Source organism: Micromonospora sp. C28SCA-DRY-2, assembly GCF_030519475.1.
Classification (GTDB): domain Bacteria; phylum Actinomycetota; class Actinomycetes; order Mycobacteriales; family Micromonosporaceae; genus Micromonospora.
The window spans coordinates 1,412,019-1,430,519 of sequence record NZ_JAUMKD010000001.1; the positions used below are offsets into that span (position 1 = coordinate 1,412,019).

Sequence of the window (18,501 nt, forward strand, 5' to 3'; positions counted from 1 at the left end):
TCGACCGGCTCACCCGGAGCGAACCGCCGTCCGGCGGAGATTCGGGGGTACGGAATCGCTGGGTCAGCTCTCCGGGGAGGCGGTCTGCTGGGCCGGCCAGAACGGCCACTCCTCGAACGACCGGCAGCGCCCGTCCTCGGCGAAGCGCATGATCCACAGGTCGCGGTACTCCTGGTGGACCGGGTCGCCGTACCGGACCTCCAGCCGCGCCACCGCCGTGTCGCCGTCGACCGCCACGATCTCGCTCGTCATGTCGAACACCTCGTCCGGGCCGGCGCGCTCGGCCTCCCACATCCGGGCGATCGCCGGCAGGCCGACGACCGGCGTCCGGTACGGGCCCTGTAGGTAGCTCGCGTCCTCGGTGAAGATCGTGGCGAGCGGCTCCGTCCCCGGCGTCCGCCACGCGCGCTCGTAGGCCCGAAGCCAGTCGACCACCCGCCCCCTGTCCACGCGTCTCAGCCTGCCACCTGATCGAGCGCCGGATGCGGGGATCGCGCCACGCCGTCGCGAGGATCGCATCCCGACCCACCCGAGCCGGCCCGGGCTCGGTGGCGCGCGGGCGGACGCTGACTCGTTGACAGGATCGTTCGGCTCGGCTGTACTGCGGCCCGTGCCGGAGATCCAGATAACGAGATCTGAACGACGCACGATCGAGAAGGCGTGGCGCCGGATCCCGTTCGCCACCCGCCTGGAAGTCCTGCGGCTGGCGAAGCGCGGAGAGCGCCACCCCGATCCCGACGTGGACACGTGCGCCCAGCAATACGCCCGCATGGTCCTGGGACAGAAGGCGGTGGGGCTCGCCCCCGGTGTCCTGCTGGCAGCGGGGGCGGTGTCGATCGCCGTCGCGGTGGTGCTCGGCGGCTCCCGGATCCTGACCGTGAACGCGGTCCTCGCCCTCCTGCTGGCCGCCTACTTCTGGGACCTGAGGCGGGACGCGAGGATAGTCGCGGCAGCGCGCCGGAACGACCCGCCGGAGGCGTGAGGGCAGCGCCGACACCGAACCGGATGGCATAGTGCCGCCATGAAGGCAGACCTGCACAGCTACTTGAAGGGCGGCCGCGGCTCGCTGCTGTGGAAGCTCGACGGGCTGAGCGAATACGATATCCGGCGCCCGCTGACCCGGACCGCCACCAACCTGCTCGGTCTGGTGAAGCACGCGGCGGCCATGGAGGCCCTCTACTTCGGTCTCGTGTTCGGCCGGCCGTTCGAGCAGGAACTGCCGTACCTCGACGACGGAGCGGAACCCAACGCCGACATGTGGGCGACCGCGGACGAGACCCGCGAGGAGCTCGTCGCCCGGTACCGTCGCACGATCGCCCACGCCGACACCACCATCGAGGCCCTCGCGCTGGACGATGTCGGCCGCGTGCCGTGGTGGGGCGATGAAGAGGTCACTTTGCACCGCGTCATGGTCCACGTCATCGCGGAAACGCAACGGCACGCCGGCCACGCTGACATCGTGCGGGAACTCATCGACGGCGCGGCCGGGCTGCTGCCCAGGAACGACAACCTGCCCCAGGCCGACGAGGCATGGTGGCTGGACTACCGCCAGCGGGTGGAGCAGGCCGCCCTCGACGCCAGCAAACGCGGCAACTAGGGCCTGTTTCAGAAGTGGATCAAGAGAGCGCGATGATCATGCTTCGTGGCTCGGGGAGATCTGACAGATGTTCAGTGGACAGTTCTGGAGCCGTTGCCGCCGAGGGGCGTTAAGCCCGGTCGGCCGCCGGTGTGCAGCAAGCGGCAGCTGATCAACGGGATACGGTCAGGCCGGGGCCGATGCGAAGGGTCTGATCACCTGGGACATCTCGGTGGACTCCACGATCTCCCGCGCCCACCAGCACGCGGCCGGTGCCCGTAAAAGGGGGATCTGCAGGTCGAGCCGCCCGGCGGCCTCTTCACCGAGCCCGACGATCACGGGCTCGGGCGCTCCCGCGGTGGACTGACCACCAAGATCCACCTGGCTGTCGAGCAGGCCCAGAAGCCGATGTCACTCGTGATCACTGCCGGGCAGCGCGGGGACTCCCCGCAGTTCCAGGTCGTCCTGGGTCGCATTCGCGTGCCCCGGCTCAGCCCGGGACGCCCGCGTACTCGGCCGGACAAGGTCCGCGCGGACAAGGCGTACGGTTCCCGCGCGAACCGCGGCTACCTGCGGCGACGTGACATCCGGTGCACGATCCCGGAGAAGCGCGACCAGATCGCCAACCGCAAGAAGCGCGGCTCCCACGGGGGCCGGCCGCCGAAGTTCGACAAGGACGACTACAAGGAGCGCCACGCGGTGGAGTGCGGAATCAACCGTCTCAAGCGTCACCGCGCGGTGGCCATGAGGTACGACAAGCTTTCCGTCCGGTACGAGGCCACCGTGCTGGTCGCGGCCATCAACGAGTGGCCGTGACCAACCGGCTCAGGATCGGAAGCACTCCGCGAAGGTCATCGTCGTCCACCGTGGCCGTCGCGGCCGCCCGGGCCGTCTCCGAGGCGTTGAACGCCACGCTCAATCCGATGGATGCGAACAGCGGCAGGTCGGACCGGCTGTCTCCGACCGCCGCACAAGCGCGGGAGTCCACCCCCAGGCTCCGCGCCTGCGCGAGGGCGAAGTCCCGCTTGTCGTACTCATCGAAGTGGCGGGCCACTCGTCCCGTGAACCGACCGTCGGTGCTCTCCAGCCGGGGGCCGCTGAACGAATGGAACCCGAAGCGGCCGGCCAAGTAGCTACCGACCGGGGACCAGGCCAAGGTTGCAAGCACGGGCACCAGGCCATTCCTCCGGCACCAGGCCACGGTCTCCGCGATGCCCGGGACCAGGGGAAGCCCATCGAGCCAGCCGAGGACCTGCTTCTCGGACACCCCGGCCCAGCCCCCCGCATCCAGCTCCGAGACCTGCCGGTTGTCCAAGACACCGGCGGCATACGCATCCTCAGCCTTGGCCACCTCGTCGCGATGCCCGAGGAAGTCGGCCAAGAAGGTGGACGAACTCGTCCCTGGAACGAGCGTGCCATCGACATCGAAGAAGACGGCGCCTACATGATCAGATAAGAGCACTGGCCGAGGATGCCACCCGTGTCACGCGCCGGATCAAAATGTGCGCCCACTTCTAAGACAGGCCCTAGCAGGGCCGCCCCAGCCATCGCTCTCGTCAAGGGCGATCCGCCCCCGCACGGATGCGAACCCCGGCGGAACGACGCTAGCTGGCGATCGGCGAGGGGTCCCAGTCATCGCCATCCTCCGTGTGACGGCTCCCGGAGCTGTACGCCGCCGATCACAGCCGCGTCGGCCGTGACCGACGCATCACGAGCCAGTCCCGGGCCCTGGTCCACCGCCGGGCCCTCGTCTTCCTACGTTGTTCCGGTCCGCGACCGTCCGCCGGTATCGCTGGTTCGGCTGCTTCCTCGCCTGCTTCGGCGGCCGCCAAACTCCCCCGCCCGAAGTAGCAGCGGGCCACGCCTCCATGAATCGACCCCGGGTGATCAGCCAGGCCCGGCGCAGCGCTGCCGACCGTGGCGGGGGGACAGGTGTGACCCTGTTCACTGAGCATGCGACGTTATGCGAGAGTATTCGCCGTTTTGGGCGCTCGCTTTATGAGGTAGCTCCCCCGAATCGGCCCTTCTCCTCGTCCACGCCGGACAGACCGCAGAGAATCCCCTTGCGCAATGGTCAAGAGTCGTTGACCATTGCTCACGTGCCTATCGATGATCTCCCCGAGACGTTTCACGTCACCACCGACGAACAGCTACGCGCCATTTCCAGCCTCGCGCGTCACCGGATCATGGCCGTGCTCCGCTTCGAGCCCGCGACGATCACGCAGATCGCCGAACGAGTGGGCCTCGCGAAGGGGAGCTCCAGCTACCACATTCGACTGCTCGAACGGGCCGGCCTGGTGAAGGTGGTGCGAACGCGGAAGGTGCGGGGGGTCACCGAGCGGTACTACGCCATGGCCGCGCGGACGATCGTGCTGCCGGATCCGGGCGAGGGAGGGCCGGACGTGCTGATGCGGCACGCGGTGGCGGACCTGGAGGCAGCGCCGCGGGATGGCGAGCGGCACGTACGGATGGCGCACCTGCGGCTCACCGACGAGCAGTTCGCGGAGTTGGGGGCGCGGTTGGCGGCGCTGGCGGACGAGTACCGGGAGCTGTCGGATCCGTCGCTGCCGGACGCGTCCCTCGTCTTCGCGCTGTTCCACCCGGCGCGGCGCGAGCAGGCCGAAGGGGACGCCAAGTGACCTCAGACGTGCGGAGGTTGCCGGCCGGGTTCGGGCGGTTGTGGGCTGCGCAGACGGTGTCCTCGCTCGGTGACGGGGTGTCGCATGCCGCGCTGCCGCTGCTCGCGTTGGGGTTGACGCGGGATCCGATGGCGCTCGCCGTCGTCACGGCCGCCGGGACGCTGCCGTGGCTGCTGTTCGGGGTGCTCGGCGGTGCGCTGGTGGACCGCTGGGACCGCCGGCGCACGATGTGGGTCGTGGACGCGGCGCGTGCGCTGCTGCTCGCGATACCGGCGGCAGCGGCCGCGTTCGACGTGCTGAGCATTCCGCTGCTCGCGGCCGTTGCCTTCCTGCTCGGCCTCGGCGGGCTGTTCTTCGACACGGCCGCCACGGCCTATCTGCCGGATCTGCTCGGCCGCGATCCCGCACTCCTGGAGCGAGCCAACTCCCGGCTGCGCGGGGCCCAGACCGCCATGTCCGGCTTCGCGGGGCCGCCTGCGGGCAGTGCGCTGCTCGCGCTGGGGCGGGCGGTTCCGCTGCTCGCCGACGCGCTGTCGTTCGCGCTCTCCGCACTGCTCGTACGGTCCCTGCCCGCCGTGCCCCGGCCCGTACCGCAGGTCCGTGAGTCGCTGCTTCGGCAGGCGCGGGCCGGGGCCTCGTACGTCTTCCGGGACCGGTTGCTGCTCGGGCTCGCGCTGCGCCCGGCGGTCGGGAACGTCGCCTTCCTCGCCGTGGGGACCGTCCTCGCCCTCTTCGCCCACGAGCGTCTCGGCATCGGCGCCTTCGGCTTCGGTCTGCTCCTCACGGCGGAGGCCACCGGCGGCCTGCTCGGCGCGGGCATCGCCTCCTTCCTCGGCCGACGGCTCGGCACCGGCACCGCGCTCACCTGCACGGCCGCAGCCGAGGGACTCGCGATCTTGGGCCTGGCCGCCGCCCCGAACCCGTACGTGGCCGGGCTCGCGCTCGCCGTCTGCGGCGCGGGCATGGGCGCCACGATGGTGCTCGGCCCCTCCCTCCGACAGGCGATCGTCCCCGCCCACCTGATGGGCCGGGTCGCCTCCACCTCCCGCATGCTCGCCATGTGCGCCGCCCCGTTCGGCGCCTTCCTCGGCGGCTGGCTGGCCACCACCTACGACGTACGCACCCCGCTCTACACCGCCGCCGGCCTCCTCCTCGCCATGACCGCCGTCACGTCGACCATGACCACCAACCGCCGAATCGAGGCGGCGCTACGTAGTTCTTCCGACCGGGAGCGCCCGGCACAGGACAGCCACCCCGCCCCGCTGACCGATGCCGTCATCGCTGCCTGACCGATGCCGTCATCGCTGCCTGACCGATGCCGTCATCGCTGCCTGATCGGTGCACCCACCAGCTCCAGAAGTCACGACTGCCGGAAAGGCACCAGATGCTCTACTCGACCGCACGCGTCGTCACCGACCGCCCCCACCGCTACCTCAAGCAACTGGTCTCCCACATGGGGCGCAAGGTGCCCACCGAACTCGACGAGGACCGCGGGTCCATCAGGTTCAGCATCGGCAGCTGCCTACTCGTGGCCTCGACCGCCCACCTCGACATGATCGTCAAAGCCGGCACGGCGGACGCCGTCGCGGCGGTGGAGGACACCACCGCCGGCCACCTGCTGCGATTCGCGACCAGGGACAGACTCACCGTCGACTGGCTGCCCCTGGTACGCCCCGCCACAACCGAGGACGACGCCGCTCTCCTCGCCCTCGACCGTGCGGCGTGGACCGCCGGCTCAGGGCTCCCCTCCACCCGGGCCGAGGAGCGGACGGCCTACTTCACCGAACGACGCAAGCCCGAAACCCACCTGGTCGCCGCTCTCGGCGGCCAGCTCGTCGGCGCCGTGAGCACCCACCCGACGACCCCGTTCCCGGAAGGGGCCCACGTCTTCGGCCTGTGGAACCTGGTGGTGGCCGAGCAAGCCCGCCGCACGGGGATCGCCTCAGCCCTGCTGTCAGCCGCCGAACGCCGTGCCGGCTCACAAGGCGCGAAGAAAGTCGGACTGCGCGTCCTGGCCACCAACACCGGCGCCATACGGCTCTACGAACAGCACGGCTACACCGTCGAAGGCCGACACATCGACGAGTTCCTGATCGACGGCGCCTACGTCGACGACATCAGCATGGGCAAGTGCCTGACGACCAGTTCGGCTTCGACTCGGAAGGCGACACGTTCGTAGCTCACCGCGCAAACGGCGGAGCAGCAGCGCCGATTCCCTCGATGGCACCTGGTCATCCCCAGGCTCTATGGACGTCAAGCTCCCCCGGTCTCACGCCGGCGGAGCTTGACCCCTTCGTCCAGAGCGAATGATCAGCGGCGGCCGAGCTGCGTGGGCGTCTGGAGCGAGCTGGTCAAACGGTCAGCGAGCGTCCATGGCCGTCCGTCGTTGCTCGTGCTCGTCGTCACCCAGGTAGTCACCCAGTCGAATCGACCACCTGAAGCCCGCGTCAGGACACCGGAGCCGATTCCGGTGCCATACGCGCGGCCGGTTTGGCCGTCGAGGTGCCGCGGGGAACGGCGAGGTAGGACAGTGCCAGCCCGAGCAGGCTGAACAGCGCGCCCGCCAGCCCGGTCCACCGCAGCCCGCCGGCGGCGACGATCGCGCCGCCGAGCGCTGAACCCACAGCGGCTCCCAGGTTGAACGCACCGACGTTGACCGACACCGCCAGCGTCGGCGCCGCGCCGGCGTGCTTGAGGATCAGGCCCTGAAGCGGGGCGATCGTCGCGGTTGCCAACAACCCGAGCAGCAGCACCGCGACGACCGCGGACGGCTTCCACGCAACGGCCACCGGGAACACCACGAGCACCCCGACCAGCCCGCCGAACACGCCACGTACCGTCGCGCTCAGCGACCAGTCGGTGAGCCGTCCCGCGGCCAGGTTTCCCGCGAAACTGCCCGCCCCGTATGCCAGCAGCAGCCCCGACACCACGGGCGCGGTGAACCCCGTGACCTGCGTCAGCAACGGTGCGATGTAGGCGAAAACCAGCATGACGCCGGCGAATCCGAGCGCCGTTGTGGCAACCGTCACCAGCACCGGCCGCCGCGCCACCACCCGCAACTCCTCCCGGATGCTGGTGTCTTGAGCGGCCTGGCGCGGCATCACCACCGCCAACAGCGCGGTGCCCGCCAGGGCCAACGCCGTCAGAACCACAAACGGCGCCCGCCACCCGGCCCGCTCGCCGAGCAACGCGCCCAACGGCACGCCGAGCAGGGTAGCGACGGTGAACCCCGACGCCACGGCCGCGACCGCACGACCCACCCGCTCGGCCGGCACCACCTGCGTCGCCGTCACCAGCGCCAACGCCAAGAACGCGGCGTGGCTCAGCGACGACACCACGCGCCCGGCCAGCAGCGCCGCGAACGTCGGCGCCCAGGCGCTCAGCGCGCTACCGGCGGCGAACAGCAGCATCAACCCCAGTGCCACGCCCTTGCGCGGCAGTCGTGCGGTCGCGATCGTCACCAGCGGACCGCCGATCACCACACCAAGCGCGTAGGCGGTCACGGCCTGCCCCGCCGTCCCGACCGACACACCCAGATCCCCACCCATCTGAGGCAACAGTCCGGCAATCAGATACTCGGAGGTCCCGACGACAAACACGCTGGCGCACAACGCCGCCAGAATCACGAAGCTCTTTCTCACGAACGGAAAGCTAGACTCTGACATGGGTGTCAGAGTCAAACCTGAGTGAGTGGGGCCACATGCGCATCGGGGAACTGTCGCGCCGCACCGGCGTCCACGAGCGGCTACTGCGCTACTACGAACAACAAGGGCTACTCCAGCCCAACCGCCGCCCCAGCGGCTACCGCGAATACTCCGACAGCCACGTCGAAACCGTCCGTCGCATCCGAAGCCTGCTTGCCGCAGGCCTGAGCACCAACACCATCGCCACCGTGCTGCCGTGCCTCCGCGACGACAACGAACGCCTGGTACCGACCTGCCCGGACCTCGTCACCGACCTCTGCCAGGAACGCGACCGGATCACCGCCGCCATCACCGAACTGCAGGCCTCGCGGGCCATGCTCGACACCGTCATCAACGCCGCACCCGAGGACATCGCCAGCCGCGCCCGCACCAACCTCGCTGCCGCGACATCTCAAGCCAGGACTGGTCCGGCGCGCCCGTCATCCACGGATGGCCGGCGTCGGAGATCCGGCGGAAGCCACCGTGCGAGCGTTTGAACCCCTACCCTCGCAGCACCGGCCCGACCTGCTTGGCGATCATGTTCAGGTACGCCTGCCGTACCGGACGCTCCAGGCCAAAGATCGCATTGGCGGGTACGACAACGAAGCCGAACGGCGCTGCTGTACTTGACTGCTGTACAAGATCGGCAAAGGCCGTCTCCGACTATCGGAAACGGCCTTTGAGCTGGGTGGAGCTGAGGGGATTTGAACCCCTGACCCCCTCGATGCGAACGAGGTGCGCTACCGGTCTGCGCCACAGCCCCTCCGCCGGCGGACCGGCGAGGTCCCACCCGGCTGACACCGGGCGGGCCGGCGACAAGGCTAACAGGTCGCCGGCCTCCGCCGCGAATCGCCCCCGGCGCGCCGCGCCCTTGATCGACTCCGGTTCCCGGATCCGGGGGCATCCCGCCGCCGGGACACCCCCGGATCGCGCATCTCGCGCCCACACCGCCGTGCCGGGCACGAACCGGTCAGGCCGAGTGTGAGCCGCGACCGGACTGGTAGGGGCGGCCGCGCAGGCCACCGGCCCGCCGGTAGGAGACCGAGCCGCCGTTGGCCGCCGCCGGCAGGTCGGCCGGGCGGTCCAGGCCCATCGCGGCGCGGCGTACCACCTCGCGCTGGGCCGCGAGCCGGCGCTGCGCCTCCCGGCGGGCCGCCGCCCGGCGGGCCTGCTCCCGCCGCACCTCGGCCTGCCGGGCGGCCAGCCAGGCCGCCTCCCGGGCCCGCGCCCGCCGCCGGCGGCGATCCGCCACCGCCCGGCTGCGCAGGTGTGCGACGTACGCGACCAGCAGGGTGGCGGTCACCGCGAAGCTGATCCAGAAGCCGGGGCTGACCACGATCACGCCGATCAGCTCGACGAAGTTGAGCAGCAGCAGCGCGGCGAGCACCCGCCGGCGGCGATACACGGCCGGGGTGTGCTGCCGGCGCGGCGGGGGCCGGCGGCGGGACCGGTTCGGCGCGGGCGGGACGGCGCGCAGCCGCTTCGACCGGCGGGGCGCGGGCGGCGCGGAGACCGGGGCGCCGAGTCCACCGGTGGCGGCGTTCTCACTGAGTGTGACGACGAGCGCACGGGACGGGTTGACCGGCCGCCGTCCCGGGACAGTACGGCGCCGCCGGCGGCGCTGGAGCACCCGCGCCGTCGACTGCGCCCGCTCCGCCACCAGCCGCTCGGTGGCGTCGTACCGGCGGACCAGCGCCGGAGCGAGGGCGAGCAGGCCGGCGGCGGCGAGGACGGCGAGGAGCACCGACGTCGGCACCCTCACCCCTCCCGTCACCGAGTTCGGAGCAACCGCTGGCCGACCGCAGGATCTTCCGCCGATCGGTCTCGGGTGCGCGGATCGTACGGGCGGACAGCGCTTGCCACAGCTTGCAGTTACTTGAGGTTACGGTCCACCTGCCCGGATGCTGACGCGCCGCGCCGATCCCGTGCGTGGGACGGCTCACCCCGTCCGGGTGCGGATCCGGTGCCAGCGGGCGAGCAGACCGCCCTCGGCGGCGACCTCCTCGCTGGTCATCGCGTATCCGATGTGGTCACGCCAGGCCCCGTCGATATGCATGTAGCGCACGTGGTACGCCTCCTCGCGGAAGCCCAGCTTCTCCACCACCCGCCGCGACGGCCGGTTCTCCGGCCGGATGTTCACCTCGACCCGGTGCAGCCCACCGGGGCCGAAGGCGTGGTCCACGGCGAGCGCCAGCGCGGTCGGGATGACCCCGCGACCGGCCACCCTGGAGTCCACCCAGTAGCCGACGTAGCCGGAGCAGAACGCCCGCCGGACGATGCTGCCCACGTTCAGGTGGCCGACCAGCCGCTCCCGCCCGCCCTCGCGCAGGCAGACGGCGAACGGCATCCCCTCGCCGGTACGCGCCGAGCGCCGCTGGTCCCGGTACACCCAGCGGAAGGCGGCCGGCGAGTTCAGCTCGTCCCAGCTGCCCGGCAGCGACGACTCCCAGGGCGACAGCCAGGCCTGGTTGGCGCGGCGCACCTCCGACCAGGCGGCCGCGTCCGAGCGCCGGTACGGGCGCAGCAGTACGGGACCGTCCACCAGCACCACCGGCCAGCCGGGTGCCCGTCCGGGGTTGAAGAGACTCACCGGGCGGACCCTACGCCCGCGACCACCGGCCTTGGAAGGGCACGCCGCAGGCTCACCGACGTCGATCCAGCAACAGCACGTCCACGGTGGATCCGGCGGCCGCGGTGGTGACCCGTTCGCCGAGCACCATCAGCCCGTTCGCCTCGGCGAGCCCGGAGAGGGTGAACGGCCCGCCGCTGAGCGGCTGCACCGTGTAGCCGCCGCCGCGCCGCTCCGCGACGTGCGCCGGCCGGAACTCGCGCAGCCCGGCCGGGGAGGAGATGGTCTCCAGCAGGTGCGCCCGCACGCTGGGCCGGAACACCGGCTCCGCGCCGGCCAGCAGGTTGATCGCGGGGCGGGCCAGCACCTCGAAGCCGATCAGGGCGGCGCCCGGGTCGCCGGGCAGGCAGACCACCGGCACCTCCTCGGCGCCGACGGTGCCGAAGCCGAGCGCGGTGCCGGGATAGAGCGCGACCTCGGTGAAGGTGACCGGCCCGGCCCGGCCGCCCTCCCGCCGGGAGAGGATCCGGCGGACCATGTCGCCGGGGCCGGTGCCGGTGCCGCCGGTGGTGATGATCAGGTCGGCGCGCAGGGTCTGGTCCTCCAGCAGCCCGCGCAGCCCCTCCGGGTCGTCGTCGCAGATGCCCACCCGGTATGCCAGCGCGCCCGCCTCGGCCGCGGCGGCGGTCAGCGCGTGCGAGTTGGCGTCCACCACCTGGCCCGGCTGGCTACCCCGGCCGACGTCGACCAGTTCGTCGCCGGTGGCCACGATGACCACCCGGGGGCTGGGCCGGACCACCACGTGGCCGATGCCGGTGGCGGCGAAGACCGCTACCAGCGCGGGCGAGACGTAGGTGCCGGCCCGGGCGAGCAGGGTGCCGGCCGGCAGTTCCTCACCGGCCCGGCGTACCCCGTACCCCCGCTTGGGCACGCGGAAGATCTCGACGGCGGCCATGCCCTGGTCGGTCCACTCCACCGGGACCACCACGTCGGCCGCGATGGGCAGCGGCGCCCCGGCGGCGACCGAGAAGCACGAGCCCGGGGTGAGCCGGACCGGCCGCCAACTGGCCGCGCCGAGGTCGCCGACCACGTTGAGCCGCACGTTCCGGCCGCCGGCCGAACCGGCCTGGACGGGCAGGTAGCCGACGCCCCGGCCGCCCCCGGCGATGTCCTCCCAGCGCGCCGCGTAGCCGTCCACGGCCGCCTGGTCGAAGGCCGGGAACGCGTGCGGCGCGACGACGTCCTCGGCGAGGACGTTGCCGTGCGCCTGGGTGAGGTCGAGGTCGAGCGGAGGCAGCGCGCGTAACCTGCGCAGCACGCTGCCCAGGTAGTCGGCGAGCGGCGTCAACTCGTTGGCGGCCGCCTCGGCGTCGGCCGTCGCTGTCATGTACCAGATCCGCCCGCCGTGTCGGCGTTGACGAACTCGACCAGCCACTTGCGGAACTCGGCGCCGAGGTCTTCCCGCTCGGCGGCGATCTGCACCACCGTCTGGAGGTAGCCCAGCGGCATCCCGGTGTCGTAGCGGGTGCCCCGGTAGACGATGGCGTGCACCGGGACGCCCTCGTTGCGCAGGATCTCCATGGCGTCGGTCAGCTGGATCTCCCCGCCGCTGCCCGGCTCGGTACGCCGGATCGCGTCGAAGATCGCGCCGGGGAGCACGTAGCGGCCGAGCACCGCGAGGTTGCTCGGCGCCTCCTCCGGCTGCGGCTTCTCCACCATGCCGGTGACCTTCACGACCTCGCCGATGTCGGTCAGCTCCGCCTCGGCGGGCTCGACCGAGGCGATCCCGTACCGCTTCGTCTCGGCCGGGTCGACCTCGAAGAAGGCCAGCACCACGCCGCCGGTGCGGGCCTGCAGCTCCAACATGGCCGGCAGCAGCGGCTGGTCGAGCTTGACGAACTCGTCGCCGAGCAGCACCGCGAAGGGCTGGTCGCCGACGTGCGACTCGGCGTACCCGACGGCGTGGCCGAGACCGAGCTGCTCGGGCTGCCGGACGGTGTAGATGTCGGCCAGCTCGCTGGGGCGCTGCACCGCGGCCAGGATGTCGGGCTTCTTCTCCAGCCGGGCCTCCAGGTCGGGGCGGCGGTCGAAGTGGTCCACCATCGACGTCTTGCCCCGACCGGTGATCAGCAGGACGTCGGTGATGCCGGCCTGGGTGGCCTCCTCGACGATGTACTGCAACACCGGCCGGTCGACCACCGGCAACAGCTCCTTGGGCACCGCCTTGGTGGCCGGCAGGAACCGGGTGGCCAGACCGGCGGCCGGGATGACGGCCTTGACCGCGCGGGAGCGACCGGTTGCGGCGGTCGCCGTGGAGGGCTTCGCTGAGTGCTCCGACATGTCGCGAGACTATCGGCCACGGGTCTGCCGTGGCGGGTGTGGCCCGGAAGACGCGCCGCCGGCCGGTCCGGTCCGGCCGGTGTCCGGGGTGGCCCCGCACGGTTCGGGCTCGCCGGGCACCGGCTCGCCGGCCGGCGGGGCCGGGCCGGCACCGGCGCGGGGGAACCCGTCCGCCGGGCTGACCGCGGCCGCCGGCACCGGGATCTCCCGCACCGGCGGGGTACGGCGCGCGCTGACCACCCGCCAGGTGTCCCGGCCGGCGTCCTTGGCGGTGTAGAGGGCGTCGTCGGCGGCGTCCAGCACCTGCTGCCCGGTGGTGCCGTGGTCGGGGTAGACGGCGATGCCGATGGAGACGGTGACCCGCAGCGTCACCGGCGTGCCGCCGTGCCCGTGCACCGCGATCGGGGTGTCCCGGATCGCCGCGCCGAGCCGGTCCGCCACGATCGCCGCGCCGCGGGCGTCGGTCTCCGGCAGCAGCACCACGAACTCCTCGCCACCCTGGCGGAAGGCGAGGTCCACCTCGCGGATCTCGCCGCGCACCCGGCGGGCGAACTCGGCCAGCACCGCGTCCCCGGCCGGGTGCCCGTAGGTGTCGTTGACCTGCTTGAACCGGTCGAGGTCGAGGGCGAGGACGCTGAGCATCCGGCCGAACCGGTTGGCCCGCTCCACCTCCCGGCGCATCGACTCGCGCAGGTAGCGGTAGTTCCACAGCCCGGTGAGCGGGTCGGTGAGGGAGAGCCGCTGCGCCTCCTCGTGCACCCGCACGTTGTCCACCGCCACCGCCGCGTGCCCGGCGAAGGTGCGCAGGGTGCTCAGGTCGTCGTCGTCGAACTCCTCCGCGCCGAGCCGGTCGTAGAGGGCGAGCACGCCGAGCGCGCCGGCCGGGGCCGCCGGGTCGGCGCCCGCGCGCGCCGCCGGGTCGCCGGGGCGGGTCGCGCTCTCCGCGCCGCGTCCGGCCGGGTCGGCCGGGGCGCCGCCGGGCGCGGCGAAGGGCACCGCGACGTACGTCTGGCAGCGCGGCTCCCCCGCCGGCGCCTCGGACGGCTCGATCCGGCCGCGCCGGGGCTCGCCGGTGGCCGCGACCGTGCCGACCACCCCGGTGCCCACCGGCACCCGCAACGGCGCCGAGCCGGGCGGGTCGTCCGCCGGCAGGCGCCCGTCCAGTCCTTCGGTGCACTGCGCGACGAGCACCCCACCGGCGTCCAGCAGCAGCACGGCGCCGGCCCGGGCGCCGGTCGCCGCGATCGCGCTGTGCAGGATGACCCGCAGGATGCGTTGCAGGTCGTGGGTGCTGGCCAGGGTGTCGCCGAGCACCGCCAGGTGCCCGCGCAGCTGGTCCCGGCTGCTGGTCAGGGCCGCCACGTAGCTGCCGGTCTCCCGGGTCATCCGGTTGAAGGCGCCGGCCAGCCGGCCGATCTCGTCCCGGCTGCGCACCGGGACCCGGGTGCCCAGGTCACCGCCGGCGACCCGGTCCACCGCACCGGCCAGCTCCACCAGCGGCCGGGTGGTCACCCGGGCCAACCGCCAGGCCACGGCCACCGCCAGCAGGGCGGCCAGCAGCACCGCGCCGACCAGCGCGGCCCGCAGGCCGGGTGGCTGGTCGCTGGGCACGGAGAGCACCAGGGGCAGCGGCTGCCCGGAGGTGGGGCCGACCCGGCGGACGTACCGGCCCTCGGCGGTCTCGGTGACCGACTCGCCGTCGACCGTGCCGGCGGCGGCCAGCACGGCGTCGCGTACCCCGGTGGCCTCGGTGGTGTGGGCGACCCGGGCGGGCACGGCGGCCCCGTCGAGCAGGGTGACCGCCACGCCGGTGACCGCCGCCAGCCGGGCCACGAAGGCCGGGTCCACCGGCTGCGCCGCGGCGACCGCGCCCAGCCCGGCGCCGGCCGGGTCGCGCAGGTCCACCCGCGCGGCGAGGGCCGACACCGGCCCGAACGCCGGGGTGGCGGCGGCGCAGTCCCGCCACGGGGCCGGCGGCGAGCCCGGCGTGGCGTAGGTGAGCCGGCCGGCCGGGTCGGTGACCCGCACCGCGGCGGCGAGGCCGCGGCTGACCACCTGGCCGGCGGCGCCGGCGCGGTCGGGGGTGAGGGCGACCGCGTCGGCGGCGGCGCGTAACTGCTGGCAGAGGGCGTCGACAGCGGTACGCACCGTCGCCGCCGCCACGGCGAGGCGCTCGGTGGAGCGGCTGCGGTCGACGGCCGCTACGGTCGAGGCCACGAAGAACGCTCCGAGCAGCACGGGGCCGAGCACCACCGCCAGGAAGGCTGCGGTCAACCGCCCACGTAGCGTCACTCGGTCCCCCCGGAAGTTCCGCCGATGCTGCGATGCTGACACAGAGCGACCAGGTGAAAGGCGTTGCGTCAGGAGTGTTGCGTGCCGGATTTTTCTGATGGAGCGGAAGCGGCCGATGTGGCACATGTGGCGAAGCGGGATGCCCGCGCCGCGCTGCTCGCGCGCCGCCGGGCGCTGACCGGTGCGCAGCGAGCCGCCGCCGCCGCGCGCGTCCAGGCCGAGCTGGTCGCTCTGGTACGCCGGCTGCGCCCGCGCCGGATGACCGCGTACGTGCCGGTGGGCAGCGAGCCGGGCGGGCCGGAGCTGCCCGAGGTGCTCGCCGCGGCGTTGCCTGCCGGAGGTGAGCTGCTGCTGCCGGTGCTCCGCGCGGACCTGGACCTGGACTGGGCGCCCTGGACCGGCCCGGACGGGCTGGTCGCGGCCGGCCGGGGCATGCGGGAGCCGACCGGGCCGCGGCTGGGCCGGTCAGCGGTGGCCGGTGCCGAGCTGGTGGTGCTGCCCGCGCTGGCCGTGGACCGCCGAGGGCTGCGGCTGGGCCGCGGCGGCGGCTCGTACGACCGGGCGCTGGCCCGGGTGCCGGCGGCGGCGCTCACCGTGGTGCCGCTGCACGACGGTGAGCTGGTCGAGGCGGTTCCCGCCGAGCCGCACGACCGCCCGGTACGCGCGGTGGTCACCCCCGCCGAGGGCGTGCGTACGCTGGACACCGCGTCGGGCATCGCGCCAGGTGTCGCGCCCCACACTTCCGCTGGACGAACCCGGGGCACATGACGCACCATTGGCACTCGAATACGTCGAGTGCCAACCGGCCGTGCCAGATTCCGGAGGAGAACGTGCCCACGTACCAGTACGCCTGCACCGCGTGCGGCCACCAGCTCGAGGCGGTGCAGTCCTTCTCTGACGAGCCGCTGACCGAGTGCCCGGCGTGTGAGGGGCGGCTGCGGAAGGTCTTCAACTCCGTCGGCATCGTGTTCAAGGGCTCGGGCTTCTACCGCACCGACTCCCGCTCGTCCGGCTCGGAGACGGCCACCAGCGGCGCCAGCAAGCCGGCCAAGAGCGACACCTCCTCGACCGGCACGTCCGGGTCGTCCAACGGGTCGAGCGGCTCGGCGTCGAACGGCTCCGCCGGCTCGTCCAGCTCCTCCTCGTCCAACGGCGGGTCGACCAGCAAGGCCCCGGCCGCCAGCAGCACCGCCTCCTGACCGGCACCGCCGCCGCTGCGGTGGCGCACTCAGCCAGCGCGGTTGCCTGGTCAACTCGTCGCGCCGGGGCCGTGGCGGGCGCCGGGCGCGGATGGACGGGGTCGCGGTGGCGTAGCAGAAGTCGCTGCCGCGCGGGCGTTGTCCACAGGTCGCGGCGTTGTCCACAGGTTGCCGGCGGTGAGCCGACGGATCGCCGCCGCGCCGCCTAGCCTGCTGCCCACGGGTGCCGGGGCCGGCCGGTACCGGTCCAGGCGGCGGGGAGGCAGCCATGGCGAGTGGCGACGCGGTCTCCGCGAGAGCGTTACGCCCGCTGCGCCGGCCCCGCCTGCCCCGGCGTACGACCCTGTTCCGGGCCGGCCTGGCCGCGGCGCTGCTCGGCCTGGCGGCGGCCGTCCTGCACACCCCGGCCGGCTGCCCGCCCGGCCCGGCGGGCTCCCGCCCACCGCCCGCCGCGCCGTCCGGCTCGCCCGACGGCGCACCGCCCCGGGCCGCCGGTACGTCGGTGACCGGACATCCCGCCGGGCGGCAAGCCGGCAGCGGAGACCGCTCGGGTGTGCCCGGGGGGGTGGATCAGTCCGGGGCGCTCGACGGCCGGGACCGGCCCGGGACCGGTCCCGGGGGTGGTGAGACGGTGGCGGGCCCGGACGGGCGGCCGGCGCCCCTACCCCTGCCCAGCGGGGCGGTCGGCGTGCCGGTCGGGCTGGCCGAGCCGGCCGCGCTTGCGGTGGTACGCCCGGGCACCCGGATCGACCTGCTCGCGGTGCCGCCCGGCGCGGACGGCCCGGGGATCCTGCTGGCCTCCCGGGCCCTGGTGCTCGACGTGCTCGGTGCGGACGCCCTCGACGCCGGCGCGGCGCTCTACCTCGCGCTCCCGCCCGACCAGGCGCGCCGCGCCGTCAGCCAGCCGGAGGGCAGCCGCTTCGCCGTCGTGGTACGCGGATGACCGGCACCGGACGGCCAGCCGCACCCCGGCCCGCGCGATCGTCCCCGCCGGGCTCGTCGCGGGGTCCGCTGCTGATCGACTCCGTATCGCCGATATGGCGGTCTCCGGGCGGCGGCGACACCCCGATGTCGCCGAAACGGTGTCGATCTCCGACCAACACCGCCACCGCTCCCGGCCCGCGTCGCCCGAGCGCGCCGGGCCGGTGGGTCAGTCCCAGTGCGGCGGGCGCTCGGCGAGCAGCCAGTCGTCGTTCCCGCCGGCCCGCTCACCCCAGCCCCGGTCGGTGTCGTCAGCGGTCTGCTCGGGCAGCACCACGAAGTCGTCGCTCAGGTCGACCGTGCGGTCGTCGTCGCCGCGTACCGGCGTACCGGGGTCCTCGGTGCTCACGAGCGGCAAGACTAACGCAGCAGCGCCTCGGCCGACCGGCACCGAGCCGGTGGGACCGGCCGCGTCCGGCCGGCCGTGGGGCGGGTGCGTTGGTAGCGTCGGACGGCGTGACGACCCCCAGCTCCGGCAGCTCCCCGGACGACTACTGGCGGCGACCCGACGCCGGCGCCGAGGGATCGCCGACCCAACCCCCCGTCGCGCCGCCCCAACCTCCTGCCGCGCCCAGCCAACCGGCCCGGACCACGCCGGTCCCGGGCGATCCAGTCTGGGCCCCGCCGGCCGAGCCGGCCGAGCCGGCCCAGCCGGCCCAGTCCCCGCCACCGGCACCGGCACCGGCACCGGCACCGGGCAGGTCAACCTGGACCCCACCGGCCGAGCCCGCCGGAATCCCGCGGTCCGAGCCGGCCCGGACCCCGCCGCCGACGCCGGCCGGATCAACCCGGACCCCACCGGCCGAGCCCGCCGGAATCCCGCGGTCCGAGCCGGCCCGGACCCCACCGCCGACGCCGGGTGGTTCAGCCTGGACCCCGCCGGCCGGTCCGGCCCCCAACCCGCCCCCGGCCCCACCCGGTTGGCCGGCCAGCGCGTACGCCGGTCCCCCGCCGCCGACCACATCGGGTCGGTCGGCGGGCGGATACGCCGGTCCACCGCCGACCGTGCCGCCACCGGCCGGGTGGCGGCCACCGGTACACCTGCAACCGCCACCGCCCCGGCCGCTGCCGCCGCAGGACATGGTCGGGCTCGACGCGGCGGAGCAGCGGGCGCAGCGGTTCACCTGGGGTGTGGGCGTGGTGGCCGGGGTGGTGCTGGTGGTGCTCTGCTGCCTGCTCTGCTCGCGCGTCCTCTTCTGACCGGCCGGGTCGCCCGCGGCCG

Annotated in this window: 19 protein-coding genes, 1 tRNA gene and 2 pseudogenes; 11 read left to right on the forward strand and 11 right to left on the reverse strand. The window is 73.5% G+C overall.

Annotated features, from left to right (window positions below; translation table 11 throughout):
- Nucleotides 1–63 precede the first annotated feature (63 nt).
- Nucleotides 64–450, reverse strand: coding sequence for a nuclear transport factor 2 family protein (locus tag Q3W71_RS06535; RefSeq protein WP_302918359.1), 387 nt, complete (start codon nt 448–450; stop codon nt 64–66).
- A 160-nt stretch (nt 451–610) separates the two neighbouring features.
- Here Q3W71_RS06535 and Q3W71_RS06540 point away from each other — a divergent pair, with 160 nt between their 5' ends.
- The 3 genes and pseudogenes from Q3W71_RS06540 to Q3W71_RS06550 all read left to right on the forward strand — a co-directional run.
- A complete protein-coding gene (locus tag Q3W71_RS06540) occupies nt 611–982 on the forward strand; it encodes a hypothetical protein (RefSeq protein ID WP_302918360.1) in 372 nt (123 codons plus the stop codon).
- 39 nt (nt 983–1,021) lie between these two features.
- Nucleotides 1,022–1,597, forward strand: a complete 576-nt coding sequence (locus Q3W71_RS06545) for a DinB family protein (RefSeq protein ID WP_302918361.1) — start codon at nt 1,022–1,024, stop codon at nt 1,595–1,597.
- A 275-nt stretch (nt 1,598–1,872) separates the two neighbouring features.
- Nucleotides 1,873–2,335 (forward strand): annotated as a pseudogene (locus Q3W71_RS06550) (transposase); the annotation flags it as partial.
- 40 nt (nt 2,336–2,375) lie between these two features.
- Here the strand turns inward: Q3W71_RS06550 and Q3W71_RS06555 are convergent.
- Nucleotides 2,376–3,038, reverse strand: coding sequence for an HAD family phosphatase (locus Q3W71_RS06555; protein WP_302918362.1), 663 nt, complete (start codon nt 3,036–3,038; stop codon nt 2,376–2,378).
- Between the two features lie 637 nt (nt 3,039–3,675).
- Between Q3W71_RS06555 and Q3W71_RS06560 the strand changes: the two genes are divergently transcribed.
- The 3 genes from Q3W71_RS06560 to Q3W71_RS06570 all read left to right on the forward strand — a co-directional run bounded on the left by Q3W71_RS06560 (nt 3,676) and on the right by Q3W71_RS06570 (nt 6,394).
- A complete protein-coding gene (locus tag Q3W71_RS06560; protein ID WP_302918363.1) occupies nt 3,676–4,215 on the forward strand; it encodes a transcriptional regulator in 540 nt (179 codons plus the stop codon).
- 8 nt (nt 4,216–4,223) lie between these two features.
- Nucleotides 4,224–5,504: an MFS transporter gene (locus tag Q3W71_RS06565; RefSeq protein WP_302918689.1), complete on the forward strand. Its 1,281-nt coding sequence runs from the start codon at nt 4,224–4,226 to the stop codon at nt 5,502–5,504.
- Nucleotides 5,505–5,599: 95 nt separating this feature from the next.
- The gene (locus tag Q3W71_RS06570) at nt 5,600–6,394 is read left to right on the forward strand and encodes a GNAT family N-acetyltransferase (RefSeq protein ID WP_302918364.1); all 795 of its coding nucleotides are present in this window, start codon (nt 5,600–5,602) and stop codon (nt 6,392–6,394) included.
- A 268-nt stretch (nt 6,395–6,662) separates the two neighbouring features.
- Here the strand turns inward: Q3W71_RS06570 and Q3W71_RS06575 are convergent, their stop codons facing one another.
- Nucleotides 6,663–7,856 (reverse strand): MFS transporter, encoded by a 1,194-nt coding sequence (locus Q3W71_RS06575; RefSeq protein ID WP_302918365.1) that lies wholly within the window; start codon nt 7,854–7,856, stop codon nt 6,663–6,665.
- A gap of 59 nt (nt 7,857–7,915) precedes the next feature.
- Between Q3W71_RS06575 and Q3W71_RS06580 the strand changes: the two genes are divergently transcribed.
- The gene (locus tag Q3W71_RS06580; protein WP_302918366.1) at nt 7,916–8,395 is read left to right on the forward strand and encodes a MerR family transcriptional regulator; all 480 of its coding nucleotides are present in this window, start codon (nt 7,916–7,918) and stop codon (nt 8,393–8,395) included.
- 192 nt (nt 8,396–8,587) lie between these two features.
- Here Q3W71_RS06580 and Q3W71_RS06585 read toward each other — a convergent pair.
- The 6 genes from Q3W71_RS06585 to Q3W71_RS06610 all read right to left on the reverse strand — a co-directional run bounded on the left by Q3W71_RS06585 (nt 8,588) and on the right by Q3W71_RS06610 (nt 15,099).
- A tRNA-Ala gene (locus tag Q3W71_RS06585) sits at nt 8,588–8,661 on the reverse strand.
- A 207-nt stretch (nt 8,662–8,868) separates the two neighbouring features.
- Entirely contained in the window at nt 8,869–9,660 is a 792-nt protein-coding gene (locus Q3W71_RS06590) for a hypothetical protein (RefSeq protein ID WP_302918367.1), read from the reverse strand.
- 177 nt (nt 9,661–9,837) lie between these two features.
- A complete protein-coding gene (locus Q3W71_RS06595) occupies nt 9,838–10,446 on the reverse strand; it encodes a GNAT family N-acetyltransferase (RefSeq protein WP_302918738.1) in 609 nt (202 codons plus the stop codon).
- Nucleotides 10,447–10,540: 94 nt separating this feature from the next.
- Nucleotides 10,541–11,854 (reverse strand): gephyrin-like molybdotransferase Glp, encoded by a 1,314-nt coding sequence (gene glp, locus Q3W71_RS06600; protein ID WP_302918368.1) that lies wholly within the window; start codon nt 11,852–11,854, stop codon nt 10,541–10,543.
- Nucleotides 11,851–12,807 (reverse strand): UTP--glucose-1-phosphate uridylyltransferase, encoded by a 957-nt coding sequence (locus Q3W71_RS06605; RefSeq protein ID WP_302918369.1) that lies wholly within the window; start codon nt 12,805–12,807, stop codon nt 11,851–11,853. Before Q3W71_RS06605 ends, glp begins: the two co-directional genes overlap by 4 nt.
- A gap of 9 nt (nt 12,808–12,816) precedes the next feature.
- A complete protein-coding gene (locus tag Q3W71_RS06610; protein ID WP_302918370.1) occupies nt 12,817–15,099 on the reverse strand; it encodes a diguanylate cyclase in 2,283 nt (760 codons plus the stop codon).
- 117 nt (nt 15,100–15,216) lie between these two features.
- Here Q3W71_RS06610 and Q3W71_RS06615 point away from each other — a divergent pair, with 117 nt between their 5' ends.
- Nucleotides 15,217–15,867, forward strand: a complete 651-nt coding sequence (locus tag Q3W71_RS06615) for a 5-formyltetrahydrofolate cyclo-ligase (protein WP_302918371.1) — start codon at nt 15,217–15,219, stop codon at nt 15,865–15,867.
- Nucleotides 15,864–16,070, forward strand: a pseudogene (locus Q3W71_RS06620) (FmdB family zinc ribbon protein); the annotation flags it as partial. The gene Q3W71_RS06615 and the pseudogene Q3W71_RS06620, both read left to right, overlap by 4 nt.
- A gap of 14 nt (nt 16,071–16,084) precedes the next feature.
- Here Q3W71_RS06620 and Q3W71_RS06625 read toward each other — a convergent pair.
- Nucleotides 16,085–16,327 (reverse strand): hypothetical protein, encoded by a 243-nt coding sequence (locus Q3W71_RS06625; protein ID WP_302918372.1) that lies wholly within the window; start codon nt 16,325–16,327, stop codon nt 16,085–16,087.
- A gap of 239 nt (nt 16,328–16,566) precedes the next feature.
- On the opposite strand from Q3W71_RS06625, the gene Q3W71_RS06630 reads away from it, so the two are divergent.
- A complete protein-coding gene (locus tag Q3W71_RS06630) occupies nt 16,567–17,241 on the forward strand; it encodes a flagellar biosynthesis protein FlgA (protein WP_302918373.1) in 675 nt (224 codons plus the stop codon).
- A 207-nt stretch (nt 17,242–17,448) separates the two neighbouring features.
- Here the strand turns inward: Q3W71_RS06630 and Q3W71_RS06635 are convergent, their stop codons facing one another.
- Nucleotides 17,449–17,628, reverse strand: a complete 180-nt coding sequence (locus tag Q3W71_RS06635) for a hypothetical protein (RefSeq protein WP_167181392.1) — start codon at nt 17,626–17,628, stop codon at nt 17,449–17,451.
- Nucleotides 17,629–18,095: 467 nt separating this feature from the next.
- Here Q3W71_RS06635 and Q3W71_RS06640 point away from each other — a divergent pair, with 467 nt between their 5' ends.
- On the forward strand, nt 18,096–18,479 hold the full coding sequence (locus Q3W71_RS06640) for a hypothetical protein (RefSeq protein WP_302918739.1): 384 nt from the start codon (nt 18,096–18,098) through the stop codon (nt 18,477–18,479).
- The last annotated feature ends 22 nt before the right edge of the window (nt 18,480–18,501 follow it).

Coding starts and splice junctions, on each gene's coding strand:
- Q3W71_RS06545 (WP_302918361.1), top strand. CDS start 1,022: ATGAAGGCAGACCTGCACAGCTACTTGAAGGGCGGCCGCGGCTCGCTG.
- Q3W71_RS06570 (WP_302918364.1), top strand. CDS start 5,600: ATGCTCTACTCGACCGCACGCGTCGTCACCGACCGCCCCCACCGCTAC.
- Q3W71_RS06580 (WP_302918366.1), top strand. CDS start 7,916: ATGCGCATCGGGGAACTGTCGCGCCGCACCGGCGTCCACGAGCGGCTA.
- glp (WP_302918368.1), bottom strand. CDS start 11,854: ATGACAGCGACGGCCGACGCCGAGGCGGCCGCCAACGAGTTGACGCCG.
- Q3W71_RS06605 (WP_302918369.1), bottom strand. CDS start 12,807: ATGTCGGAGCACTCAGCGAAGCCCTCCACGGCGACCGCCGCAACCGGT.
- Q3W71_RS06630 (WP_302918373.1), top strand. CDS start 16,567: ATGGCGAGTGGCGACGCGGTCTCCGCGAGAGCGTTACGCCCGCTGCGC.